This is a genomic window from Microvirga sp. VF16 (assembly GCF_016864375.1).
Classification (GTDB): domain Bacteria; phylum Pseudomonadota; class Alphaproteobacteria; order Rhizobiales; family Beijerinckiaceae; genus Microvirga.
This window is the reverse complement of the sequence record NZ_CP069355.1, coordinates 387,453-399,816: the sequence shown is the minus strand read 5'-3', so window position 1 is coordinate 399,816 and position 12,364 is coordinate 387,453. Positions and strand designations below refer to the sequence as shown.

The following is a 12,364-nucleotide window of genomic DNA, read 5'->3' as shown; positions in this document are numbered from 1 at the left end:
AGCTCTGCAACTATTCTGCAGAGCTTGTTGCAGCTTTTACTGAAGTGGTGAGGAAATGCTTGTCTATATAATCAGACGCCTGGGGCAGGGCGCGCTTGTGGTCTCGGTGATGGCCAGCGTTGTCTTTCTGGCAATGTATGCCGTGGGTAATCCGGTCGACGTTCTCGCGCCGCCGGACGCCACCGACGCAGAAAAATTGCTGATTGCACGCGAACTCGGCCTCGATAAGCCGCTGTGGGATCAGTTTTTCATTTTCATCGGAAATGCATTGCACGGTGATCTTGGTAAGAGTTTTGTCTATAATGAACCGACGCTGCAACTCGTCTTGCAGCGCCTGCCTGCAACGCTCGAACTCGCCGTAGCGGCGTTGACGCTGGCCATCGCGATCGGACTTCCACTCGGCTTGTATGCCGGGCTGAAATCGGAATCTTGGCTTTCTCGCACTATCATGTCGGGATCGATCCTCGGTTTTTCGCTGCCGAATTTCTGGATCGGGATGATGCTAATCCTGTTTTTTTCAGTCCAGCTGAAATGGTTGCCAGCAAGCGGCCGCGGTGAGACAGTCAATATGCTCGGAGTGCCCCTGTCATTCCTGACCTGGGACGGATTGCGCCATCTGCTTTTGCCGGCTCTGACGATGTCGATCTACAAGGCAGCGCTGATTATCCGTCTAGTGCGCGCCGCAACGCGCGAGACAGTGATGCAGGAGTATATACGCTTCGCCAGAGCAAAAGGTCTCTCGCGCCAGCGTATTGTTCTCGTGCACATCCTGACAAATATCATGCTTCCCGTTGTTACAGTGCTCGGCCTCGAGTTCGGTTCGATCCTGGCCTTTGCCGTCGTGACCGAGAGCGTCTTCGCCTATCCGGGCATGGGCAAACTACTGATCGATTCGATCACCCATCTCGATCGACCGGTGGTCGTTGCGTATCTTATGTTTACGGCATTTCTGTTCGTTATGATCAACTTCGTTGTCGATCTGATCTACGCCGTGATCGATCCGCGCGTCTCACTTGTGGAGGCGAAGGGATGAATAAACCAGTTCCCGATTCGGATCGCAGTGAAGCTCCCTGGCGCCAGCATCTCGCCGGATTTTTGGCAAGTCCGTCAGCCATTATTGGTTTAGCAATGCTATCGGTCCTACTCCTGCTCGCGCTGCTTGCACCGTGGGTTACGCCGCAGAACCCATATGACCTCAGCCAACTCGACGTCATGGACGGCATGTTGGCGCCAGGCGAAAGCCTTACGTCCGGCTTCACGGCATGGCTTGGCACCGATGAGCAGGGCCGGGATATGCTATCCGCTATCATCTACGGCATGCGTATCTCGCTCGGCGTCGGCGCGGTTTCCGTCGTTTTTGCCTGCATGATCGGCGCGACGGTCGGGGTTCTCGCTGCTTACGCCGGTGGCAAGGTCGATGCGATCGTCATGCGCATCGTCGATCTGCAACTCTCCTTTCCCTCCATCCTGGTCGCCCTCATCCTATTAGCCGTGTTCGGCCGCGGTGCCGACAAGGTGATCGTTGCGCTCGTGATCGTGCAATGGGCTTACTATGCCCGTACGGTGCGGGGATCCGCACTCGTTGAACGACGGCGTGAATATATTGAGGCAGCGCGATGCCTGGCGCTGCCGAAGCATCGAATTGTATTTCGACACCTGCTACCGAACTGCCTGCCGCCGCTAATCGTGGTCGCCACCGTGCAGGTCGCGCACGCAATCGCGCTTGAATCAACATTGTCATTTCTCGGTGTGGGGGTGCCGGTGACCGAGCCTTCGCTCGGCATGCTGATTGCCAATGGATATCAGTATCTCCTGTCGGGAACCTACTGGATGTCCACCTTTCCAGGCATTGCACTGGTTGTCGCCATTGTCGCACTCAACCTCATCGGCGACCGATTGCGCGATGTGCTCAATCCGCGGCTGGCGCACTGAGCGCCAGCTGAAACCCTGACGTACCGGTAAACGGGTTATGACAAAACGCTGATCGCGAAATGAAGTCGTACATCCGTCAAAAAAGAACATGAAATTTGGGAGGCTGTTCAATGCCAATGAGTTACCAAAGGAAAGCGCCTGTCCCGGCGAGTATTACCAAACAAGGTCATGGAACACCGCTACACCCTTTTAGGAACGAGATTGTCCAACGATGAGTGCGGTTCTTGAAGTATCGGATCTCGCGGTAGCGTTCGGGACACGCGATGGCCTTGTGAAGGCCATCGACGGCGTGAGCTTTTCTGTATCACGCGGTGAAGTCCTGGGGCTCGTCGGTGAATCGGGGTCTGGAAAATCCATCACCGGGCTGGCGATCATGGGGCTGATCGACGCTCCGGGCCTCATTGCGCGGGGTTCTGTCAAGTTTGAAGGGCAGGAGTTGGTCGGCGAAGGCGAGGATACGTTGCGAGCGCTGCGTGGACACCGTATGGCGATGATCTTTCAGGATCCGATGTCAACGCTCAATCCGGTACTGCGCATCGACACGCAGATGATCGAAACGATCCGGGCACATGAGAAGGTCAGCGAAAAGGCGGCCCGTACCCGCGCCCGCGACGCCCTTGCCAAAGTCGGCATTCCTTCCCCTGACGAGCGACTACTCGCTTACCCCCACCAATTCTCCGGCGGCATGCGCCAACGAGTGGCTATCGCAATTGCACTTCTGCACGGTCCTTCGCTGATCATTGCTGACGAGCCGACGACCGCGCTCGACGTGACCATTCAAGCGCAAATTCTCTCCGAGGTGCAGACGCTCGCAGCCGAAACGGGTACTGCTCTGGTCTGGATTACCCACGATTTGTCCGTCGTCGCTTCATTGGCCGATCGCGTCGCTGTGATGTACGCTGGCCGCCTCGTAGAGGAAGGGCAGGTGGCCGATGTCTTAACGCAACCATTACACCCTTATACGAAGGGCCTAATCGAGTCGGTGCCGAGCCGCAATCGCCGCGGGTCACCGCTTGCACAGATACCCGGTGTGACGCCATCGCTGGCGTACCTGCCTGAAGGCTGCGCCTTCAGACCACGATGCTCCAGAGCGACAGAAACTTGTCTTGATGCTCCGGGCCTCACGGAACACGTCGGTGGCCGTCGCGTGCGTTGTTTTCATCCGTCGTCAAACCTGGGGGGCGGGGCATGAGCACGCCAATTCTGTCACTTGCGAATGTTTCAAAGCGCTTCGTAAAGCCTCTCGACGCCTCTGAGAGGATCGCCAATCTTCTGGGTGCGCATCGTGAACCTCAAATCGTACGCGCCGTCGACTGTGTCGATCTGACGATCATGCCAGGAGAGGTCGTCGGTCTTGTTGGCGAGTCTGGCTGCGGAAAATCGACCCTCGGCCGGATTGTTGCGGGCATACAGGACCCGTCAGAAGGTGTCGTGGCATTCAAGGACCAGGACATCGCGTGCATGAACAAAGTGGAACGGCGTCACGCGAATCTTGCCGTGCAAATGGTGTTTCAGGATCCAATGGGATCGCTCAATCCTCGTATGAAGGTGCTCGACATCGTTGGGGAGGCGCCTGTCGTACACGGAATAATCCCAGCGCGACAAAAAGAAAGATGCGTGTCTGATCTTCTTGGCCGTGTTGGTCTCGACGCATCCGCCATACGGCGTTACCCGCACCAGTTCTCTGGTGGGCAGCGTGCGCGTATCGGCATTGCGCGTGCGCTAGCCGTCAATCCAACCATGCTGGTGTGCGACGAGGCCACGGCCGCTCTTGATGTCTCTATCCAGGCGCAGATCATCAATCTGTTTGTTGAATTGCGCGAGGAGTTCGGCCTGACGTATCTGTTTGTCAGCCACGACCTCGGAGTCATTGCCCATGTCGCTGACCGGGTGGCCGTCATGTATCTCGGCCGCATCGTTGAGTTGGGGGCGACCGAGGCGATGTTTGCGTCGCCAAACCACCCCTACACGCAGGCGCTTCTGTCAGAAGTCCCACAGCTTGAGCCGAAGAAAAAGAAGTTCTCCGCGCTCAACAGCGAGATTCCTTCGCCTCTGAAGCCGCCGCCCGGCTGTAGCTTCCATACGCGATGCCCGCACGCCTTTGCTCGTTGCAAGACGGACCGACCGGCCCTGCGGGAGGTAGGACCTGGGCGACTGAGCGCCTGCCATCTGAATGACAGGTAGCATGCCCTCACGATGGCGGCATGCCACTCAACAACTCCCTGCATCCTCCGACCTTCATTCTTTTTACAGGTACAAAATGTCTTCTTCTGATCCGTTGAACGCTGTCTTCGAGCATATCGAGGTGAACCGCACCCCCTTCCTCGACCGTCTGATGGACTACCTTCGGCATCCAAGCATCAGCGCCGAGAATGTCGGTATCGCCGAAGTTGCCGCTCTGCTGGTGGAAATGCTGACGGATATTGGTCTCGAGACCAGTCTGATACCGACAGCGGGGCACCCGATGGTGGTTGCGCGCTGGGAAAAGGCGCCGGGCAAGCCAACGGTGCTGCTTTACGGTCATTACGACGTGCAGCCGGCCGACCCGATCGATCAATGGCTCTCGCCACCCTTCGAGCCAACCATTCGTGACGGACGGCTCTACGCGCGCGGTGTTGGCGACAACAAGGGCCAGCATTTCGCGCAAGTCCTTGCGATCGAGTCCCACCTCAAAGTGCATGGCACATTACCATGCAACGTCATTCTGTTTCTGGAAGGCGAAGAGGAGATCGGGAGCCCGCACATTGCCGATTTCGTGCGGGCCAACAAGGATACGCTAAGAGCTGATCTTGCGGTCACGGCCGATGGTCCGCGCCATGCCAGTGGCGCACCTGTCATCAAATTCGGCTCGCGTGGAGAGGTTTCATTTGAATTGCGCTGCCGCCACGCAAACAGCGATCTGCATTCGGGAAACTACGGCGGCGTTGTGCCCAATCCGATCTGGACGTTAGTGCATCTGCTCGGCACCATGAAGAATGCCGAGGGAGACATCACGATCAATGGCTTTCACGACGACATCGAACCGCCTTCACAAGAAGATTTGATCGCGGTCGAGCGCCTGCCGATCGATATCGAGGCCTTGAAGCGAAAGCTCGATATTTCCCGGCTGGACGCGCCGGAGAGAAGGCCCTTCTACGACCGCCTTTGCTTCCAGCCGACATTGACGATCAATGGCTTCCATGGCGGCTATGGCGGCCCCGGTGGCAAGACCGTTTTGCCCAGCGAAGCTGTCGTCAAGTGTGATATCAGACTCGTAGAAGAGCAGAATCCCAAGGACGTCTTCGACAAGATAGCTGCCCACGTCGATAAATACGCGCCTGATGTGCAGCTTATCCCTCTAGGGGACATGTACCCGTCGAAAACGTCCATTGCCTCGCCTTTTACCGCGCCTCTCGTGCGCGCCTTCGTAGCCGCGCAAGGCGAGGAACCTCTGCTGATCCCGGCCGGATTCGGCAGTCTGCCTGGCTACGTTTTCACCAAAATTCTCGGGATTCCGGCTTTTGTCACTCCCTATGCGAACCATGATGAAGCAAATCATGCGCCGAATGAAAACTTGGAGCTCAGCTGCTTTTACAGCGGAATCCGCACAGGCGCCGCATTATTGCACGAGCTCGGCTCGATATGACTTAGTGAGTACCGTGATCAATACAACTTGCCCCGTCTCAAAGTAGGCATGCAGGCACAGCCTGTGCAGATGAGTTTGTCGAGCGATTGAGCGCTTAGCTGTGTGGTGGCTCGTCTGGCTAATAACAACACTGTCAGCAAATGGAGAATGCTATGGAGAGCAATCCACCCGTAGCCGGCGATGATCCCGCCCGGCAAGGTAGCTATGATACAGTCGGTTCGATTGCGACGAATGTTGCGGACGGCTTCACGATGGTTGCTGTCGGCGACCTTATCGTGTCGCGGTCGCTGACCAAAGGCCAGCATCCCGGATTCAGCGACATCCTCAAGATCCTTCATGACGCCGATGTGACGTTTGGCAATTTGGAAACCAACATCTTCGATATCCGATCGTTCAAAGGAAGTCCGCAGGCTGAATACGGCGGTGCATATATTGCCAGTCTACCAGAGGTCGGACCAGACCTGAAGGCGATGGGATTCAACATTGTCAGTCGCGCGAACAATCATACCCTTGACTGGGGGCTTGAAGGCATGCGCGAAACGAGCCATTTGCTTGATCAGAACGGTATCGTTCATGCAGGTGCGGGCGAAAATCTCGCACAAGCCAGCGCTGCCCGCTTTCTAGAGACCGCACGTGGTCGCGTGGCATTGGTGTCATTTGCAGCAAGGTACACACCCATGTCGCGAGCGTGCGATCCCGCTGGAGAAGCGCCTGGCAGACCGGGAATCAACGCCCTTCGCCTAGCGGTTAGAATATTGGTCCCGCCGGCGATGCTTGAGAGCTTGAAGAAGCTACGCGATAGTTTGCCCGCTCCGAATCCGGCCCGCGAAGATCCAAAACGGGTCGTATTCACCCCCGATCCCTACTTTGGAGGAGTAACGTATGAAACGGGCGACAAGCCCGGGTACAGCTACGAGCCCAACCCGCGCGATGTCACCGACATTCTCCGAAACATCCGTCGGGGCAAGCAGTTCTCGGACTTTTGCATCGCAACCAGCCACTGTCATCAGCCCGGAAACTGGAGCCAGCAGCCCCCTGACTACGAACAGTCGTTTGCCCACCAGCTAATTGATGCCGGAGCCGACGCATATGTCGGGCACGGACCGCACCAATTGCGAGGCATCGAAATCTATAAGGGCCGGCCGATCTTTTATAGCTTGGGGAATTTCATCTATGACGACCTCCGAACCCCCGTGGGGGCTGATATGTTCGAGGTTTACGGTAAGGATCCACGGATCGACACAGATGCCGAAGTGACAGTCGCGGAAGAGGCAAAGGGATTTAACGATCCGGTTATCTATGAGAGCATCGTGGCGGTTAGCCGATTTGAGGAGAACCAGCTTGCGGAGCTGCGGCTCTGTCCAATCGAGCTCGGTTTCTCGAAGAGGTTTGCCAACCGGGGCGTGCCGCGGCTCGCTCCTCCGCCGCAAGCAACTGCCATTCTGGAGCGGCTACAAAAGCTCTCGAAGCCATTTGGGACTCAAATTGACGTCGAGGATGCCATCGGCGTTATCCGATTGCAGCCCAGTTCATCCCTATGAACGACTCCGCGCGCCAAAAAACTTAATTTGCGAGCTGTGAGGTGATCACCTCCACACAACAATGCCTGCCCTAACGCAGCAGGTCGAAAGAATATCTTATGACCATCAATATCAACGAAATCAGCAAGAAGGACCGCAACACGGTCCTGCATCCCTTCACGCAGCTCAAAGACTTTGCCACCGGGAAGCTTGGAGAGCCGACGATCGTCGAGACCGGAAATGGGATCCGCATCCAGGATGCCCATGGCAACCAGTTGATCGACGGTTTTGCCGGCCTCTATTGCGTCAACGTCGGCTACGGTCGCAGCGAAGTCGCCGAGGCGATCTCGCGTCAGGCCTATCGCCTGGCCTATTACCACTCCTATGCCGCACACACGACGGACGAGCTTGCAATCCTTTCCGATCGCCTCGTCAAGATGGCGCCGGGCAAGATGAGCAAGGTGTTCTATGGCATGTCCGGCTCGGACGCCAACGAGACCCAGGCCAAGGTCGTCTGGTACTACAACAACCTGCGCGGCAAGCCGACGAAGAAGACGATCATCTCGCGTGAGCGTGGCTATCACGGCTGCAGCGTCGTCTCCGGCTCGATGACCGGCATGAGCTTCTACCACGATCATATGGACCTGCCGCTGCCGCAGATCGTCCATACTGGTGTTCCGCATCATTACTGGGGCGCCAATCCCGGTGAGACCGAGCGAGAATTCTCTGCCCGCCGCGCTGCCGAGCTCGATCAGCTGATCGAGCACCTCGGTCCCGACAATGTCGGCGCCTTTATCGCTGAGCCAGTGTTGGGCACGGGCGGCATTACGCCGCCGCCGGACGGCTATTGGGAGGCGGTCCAGGCGGTGCTCAAGAAGCACGACGTCCTGCTGATCGCCGACGAAGTGATCACCGGTTTTGGCCGTACCGGCTCGATGTTCGGCTCGCAGCACTATGGGATCGAACCCGACCTGATCACGGTCGCCAAGGGCCTGACCTCCGCCTACTTCCCATTGTCGGCCTCGATCGTTGGCGAGAAGGTCTACAAGGTGATGGAGGAGGGGGCCGACAAGGTCGGCGCTTTCTCGCACGGCTACACCTATTCCGGCCATCCAATCGGCGCCGCTGCTGCCAATGCCGTTCTCGATATCGTCGAAAAGGAGAACCTTCCCGGCAACGCCCGCGAGGTTGGCGCTTACTTCCAGGCTCAGCTCAAGGAGAAGTTCGCGCAGCTGCCGATCGTCGGTGAGGTGCGTGGCGTTGGACTGATGGGCGCCATCGAATTCGTCGGTGACCGCGAGAGCAAGAAGCGCTTCGATCCGTCGCTTAAGGTTGGCCCCCGGATCTCCAAGGCGGCTCGCGACCGCGGACTGATCGCCCGCGCCATGCCGCATGGCGACATTCTCGGGTTTGCCCCGCCACTGGTCACCACCAAGGCGGAAGTCGATGAGATCGTCTCCATCGCGGAGGGTGCCGTTCGCTCAGTCATGGATGAACTCGTCCGTGACGGCCAGAAGGCCTGAGCGACTGGGAACCAAAGAGTTTGGGTCGCCTCGCCGCCCGCCGCTGCCGTGCGTCGCGAGCGTGCCGAGTTGAAGCGGTGATTGGCGCGCCAACTCCTCCGTCTAGGCGCGCGCTAGCGCTAGCCGAAGACATGAACACAGTTCTGGATGCCCGAGTTTCTGACGAAGCCGAGTAGGGCGTGGCCAAACGAGCCGCGCCTTAACTGACCTATTGGTGGCCGCCGCGCCCGCAGTGCGCTAAACCGATAAAGAGGAAACTGCCGAATGACCGCTGCCAAACTTCGCGTCGCAAAGGGCTCGGACACGATGCCCGTGTACAGTCCCCATGATGGGTCTCTCATAGACTCGGTCGACTTGACCGATTCAAGTGAAATCGATGAGCTTATCGCACGAGCGCGGCGTGGTGCACTTCTTTCGCGGAACCTTCCAAGGCATCAGCGTTCGAGCATTCTCGACAACGCTGCCCAGATTGTTGACAATCGCCGTGATGCCTTCGCCGAAACGATCATGCTTGAGGCGGGGAAGACAATCGTTCAGGCTCGAAAGGAAGTGCTTCGCTGCGTCAACACGCTGAAGCTGTCGGCGGAAGAGGCAAAGCGCAATGCGGGTGAGATTGTGCCCTTCGACTCCTATGCGGGATCGGAACAGCGCCAGGGCTGGTTCACACGCGAACCGCTCGGCATCATCACCGCCATCACGCCATATAACGACCCGCTTAACCTCGTGGCCCACAAGCTGGGCCCGGCAATTGCCGGTGGCAATGCTGTGCTGCTGAAACCTTCGGAGCTGACACCGCTGTCGGCAATCAGGCTCGTCAAAGCAATTATTGAGGCCGGTTTGCCGCAAGAGATCATAACCGTCGCGATCGGCGGGACAGATCTCGGTAAAGCCCTGGTCTCTGCACGCGAGGTCCGCATGGTGTCCTTCACCGGCGGGTTTGCGACCGGGGAGGCTATCAGCCGCGCGGCCGGGCTCAAGAAGCTGGCCATGGAGCTCGGAGGCAACGCACCAGTCATCGTCATGAACGATTGCGACTTCGATAAAGCGGTAGAGAGCTGCGTTTCTGGGGCCTATTGGGCCGCCGGCCAGAACTGCATCGGTGCCCAACGTATCTTAGTGCAAGCTGAACTCTACGGCCGCTTTCGCGATGCCTTCGTCGAAGCAACAAAGAAGCTGAAAGCCGGGGATCCTTCCCGCCAAGATACCGACGTCGGTCCGATGATCTCACAGCAAGCGGCAGAGCGAGCCGAAGTAGCGGTCAATGGCGCCATTGCCGCCGGTGCCAAATTGTTGTGCGGACACCGCCGTGACGGATCTCTTTATCACCCTACGGTACTTGAGGGGACCCCACATACCTGCTGCCTTTGGCGCGAGGAAGTCTTCGCCCCTGTGGCCATGCTTGCTTCGTTCAGTACGCTCGACGAAGCAATCGGGATGGCCAATGATCCGGAATACAGTCTGCATGCGGGCATCTTTACCAACAATCTGGTTGCTGCGCTGGAAGCGGCAGGCCGGATCGATGCTGGAGGGGTAATGATCAACGACTCGTCAGATTACCGGTTCGATGCCATGCCCTTCGGAGGCTTCAAATACGGTAGCATGGGCAGAGAAGGCGTGCGCTTCGCTTACGAGGACATGACCCAACCCAAGGTGGTCTGCATCAATCGTAGGTGAGGGCCGCTCTCAACTTTCGACTTCGAGGATCGGTACCGAATAACTCCCTCACGTCGGATGTGCTCCGGCCCGCGAAAAATTGGCCGCAGCGCAAGCAATCTGTGAGGAAGGCGTCTCGCTCCGACGTCCCATCGGGACATTCCCACGAGTAGAGGGAGGACATTGCAGTTGTGTGAGGAAGTACGGGCGGTTGTAACTGCCGCAGTAGTAGTTTGAACGATAGGAAGTGAATAATGCAAGCTATATCCGCTGGCTTTCTGAAGAGCGTTGACCAAAATTTCCGCCACGCTATGTCGTTTCTCGACCTACCCGAAGGGTTGGCAGAGCGGATCATCCAGTGCAACTCGACCTACACAGTACGATTTGGCGTAAGACTGCGCGGGCGCATGTACAGCTTTATCGGCTGGCGATCCGTCCACAGCGAGCACTGCGAGCCCGTGAAGGGTGGTATCCGCTATGCGCCCAATGCCGATGCTGAGGAGGTTGAAGCACTTGCCGCTCTGATGACGCTCAAATGCTCGCTCGTCGATGTGCCGTTCGGCGGTTCGAAAGGCGCGCTCAAGATTGATCCACGCGAGTGGACCCCTCAGGAGCTTGAGCGTATCACCCGGCGGTTCACTCAGGAACTCAACAAGCGTGGTCTGATCGGCCCCGGCCTCAATGTTCCTGCCCCGGATGTCGGCACAGGTGAGCGAGAAATGGCTTGGATGGTGGACGAGTTCCGCCGCGCCAATCCCACCGATGTGGTCAATGCGCGCGCTTGTGTGACGGGAAAACCGCTGTCGAAGGGCGGCATTGCTGGACGCACGGAAGCCACAGGGCGAGGCGTACAGTTTGCCATCCAGAGCTACCTCCGGGATGCCCGCACGACAGGCTTAAACGGCCGGCGCGATCTCAACGGCGCCTCGGTGACCCTCCAAGGGTTCGGCAACGTGGGCTATCATGCGGCTAAGTTTCTTTCCGAGGAGGACGGCGCACGAGTCACGATTGTGGCTGAACGCGATGGATATGTCACCAATCCCGAGGGTCTGCCCATTGAGGCGCTGAAGGAGCACCAACTGCGCACCGGCAGCATCCTCGGCTTTGCGAACGCCCAGTCGTTTGCGGGCGACATGACGGGGATCGAGGAGCGCTGCGATGTCCTTATCCCAGCGGCAATGGAGAACGCTATTCACCTGGAGAACGCAGGGCGTATCAACACGCATCTCGTCGTAGAAGCCGCCAACGGCCCCGTCACATTCGAGGCCGACAAAATCCTGCGCTCCCGGGGAGCGACGATCCTGCCTGATCTTTATGTCAACGCCGGTGGCGTCGTCGTGAGCTATTTCGAATGGGTAAAAAACCTGACGCACATTCCCTTCGGCTTGATGGAACGGCGGCGGCGCGAACGACGCAACCACACGATCGCTGCAGCACTCGAGCGGATGACGGGGAAGCCGTTTCCTGCCGATATCCGTGACGAATTTCTGGAAGGGGGCGCTGAGATTGATCTCGTGCGATCTGGTCTGGAAGATGTTATGCGCAGCACCTGGACACGCATCGCCGATATTCTTGAGGCACAGCCGGAATTAGGTGACTACAGGACAGCCGCCTATGTCGTGTCCATCCGACAGATTGCTGACGCTTACGAGGCAATTGGGATTTGAACCTTAGTCCGAGCCGCTATGCGAACGCCGTTACAATGGCTAACACTCGCCAATTCCTACGGCGTTCGCTTGCGAAATCCCAGCCAGGAGAGCATGTGGAAGTATGGTACAGCTGGTCGACTGCCCGGCTATCGCGCCTAACATTGCCGTTCATTATGCTAGGATACCAGTGCTCGAATGTGGCACGGAGCGTGCCATCCGATGGTTCGGATCTGCAGGAGCAGATGAGCCCCGCGTCGACTCCAATGCATCTGCTGCTTCTTGGCAAAGCGCTTGCTGGCGACCGCGTTCACCGTCGCCACGACAAAGGCCGAGGAGATCCGCTCACAAGACCAGTAGTGCATGAGGTCGAGACACTCGGCGTTGCTTAGCCGAGCGTTGACGGATTTCTGGGAGAACGGCCTTCCCTACCAGCTCTGCGCACCAGCAGATCTCCCGCGGCAC

The 12,364-nt window shown here is 58.0% G+C and carries 9 protein-coding genes and 1 pseudogene; 9 read left to right on the top strand and 1 reads right to left on the bottom strand.

Translation table 11 applies throughout. The annotated features are described in order from the left end of the window. Positions 1-55: 55 nt before the first annotated feature. From JO965_RS27345 to JO965_RS27305, 9 genes are all read left to right on the top strand, one after another. The gene (locus tag JO965_RS27345; RefSeq protein ID WP_203445229.1) at positions 56-1,033 is read left to right on the top strand and encodes an ABC transporter permease; all 978 of its coding nucleotides are present in this window, start codon (positions 56-58) and stop codon (positions 1,031-1,033) included. Then, entirely contained in the window at positions 1,030-1,932 is a 903-nt protein-coding gene (locus JO965_RS27340; protein ID WP_203445228.1) for an ABC transporter permease, read from the top strand. The genes JO965_RS27345 and JO965_RS27340 overlap by 4 nt, the downstream gene beginning before the upstream one ends. A 211-nt stretch (positions 1,933-2,143) precedes the next feature. Beyond that, entirely contained in the window at positions 2,144-3,124 is a 981-nt protein-coding gene (locus JO965_RS27335; protein WP_203445227.1) for an ABC transporter ATP-binding protein, read from the top strand. Then, entirely contained in the window at positions 3,121-4,116 is a 996-nt protein-coding gene (locus JO965_RS27330) for an ABC transporter ATP-binding protein (protein WP_203445226.1), read from the top strand. Before JO965_RS27335 ends, JO965_RS27330 begins: the two co-directional genes overlap by 4 nt. A gap of 76 nt (positions 4,117-4,192) precedes the next feature. After that, entirely contained in the window at positions 4,193-5,557 is a 1,365-nt protein-coding gene (locus JO965_RS27325) for a M20/M25/M40 family metallo-hydrolase (protein ID WP_203445225.1), read from the top strand. A 152-nt stretch (positions 5,558-5,709) separates the two neighbouring features. Beyond that, a complete protein-coding gene (locus tag JO965_RS27320) occupies positions 5,710-7,098 on the top strand; it encodes a CapA family protein (protein WP_203445224.1) in 1,389 nt (462 codons plus the stop codon). 98 nt (positions 7,099-7,196) lie between these two features. Then, the gene (locus tag JO965_RS27315) at positions 7,197-8,600 is read left to right on the top strand and encodes an aspartate aminotransferase family protein (protein ID WP_203445223.1); all 1,404 of its coding nucleotides are present in this window, start codon (positions 7,197-7,199) and stop codon (positions 8,598-8,600) included. Between the two features lie 264 nt (positions 8,601-8,864). Next, complete coding sequence (locus JO965_RS27310) at positions 8,865-10,274, top strand: aldehyde dehydrogenase family protein (RefSeq protein ID WP_203445222.1); 1,410 nt, start codon at positions 8,865-8,867, stop codon at positions 10,272-10,274. Between the two features lie 233 nt (positions 10,275-10,507). After that, positions 10,508-11,920, top strand: coding sequence for a Glu/Leu/Phe/Val dehydrogenase (locus tag JO965_RS27305; protein ID WP_203445221.1), 1,413 nt, complete (start codon positions 10,508-10,510; stop codon positions 11,918-11,920). Positions 11,921-12,074: 154 nt separating this feature from the next. Here JO965_RS27305 and JO965_RS48140 read toward each other — a convergent pair. Then, positions 12,075-12,258, bottom strand: a pseudogene (locus JO965_RS48140) (ISKra4 family transposase); the annotation flags it as partial. Positions 12,259-12,364 lie beyond the last annotated feature (106 nt).

Bases quoted from the DNA above. Each gene is read 5' to 3' on its own strand.
- JO965_RS27315 (WP_203445223.1), top strand. From the start codon at position 7,197: ATGACCATCAATATCAACGAAATCAGCAAGAAGGACCGCAACACGGTC.
- JO965_RS27340 (WP_203445228.1), top strand. From the start codon at position 1,030: ATGAATAAACCAGTTCCCGATTCGGATCGCAGTGAAGCTCCCTGGCGC.
- JO965_RS27335 (WP_203445227.1), top strand. From the start codon at position 2,144: ATGAGTGCGGTTCTTGAAGTATCGGATCTCGCGGTAGCGTTCGGGACA.
- JO965_RS27325 (WP_203445225.1), top strand. From the start codon at position 4,193: ATGTCTTCTTCTGATCCGTTGAACGCTGTCTTCGAGCATATCGAGGTG.
- JO965_RS27320 (WP_203445224.1), top strand. From the start codon at position 5,710: ATGGAGAGCAATCCACCCGTAGCCGGCGATGATCCCGCCCGGCAAGGT.
- JO965_RS27305 (WP_203445221.1), top strand. From the start codon at position 10,508: ATGCAAGCTATATCCGCTGGCTTTCTGAAGAGCGTTGACCAAAATTTC.
- JO965_RS27345 (WP_203445229.1), top strand. From the start codon at position 56: ATGCTTGTCTATATAATCAGACGCCTGGGGCAGGGCGCGCTTGTGGTC.
- JO965_RS27310 (WP_203445222.1), top strand. From the start codon at position 8,865: ATGACCGCTGCCAAACTTCGCGTCGCAAAGGGCTCGGACACGATGCCC.
- JO965_RS27330 (WP_203445226.1), top strand. From the start codon at position 3,121: ATGAGCACGCCAATTCTGTCACTTGCGAATGTTTCAAAGCGCTTCGTA.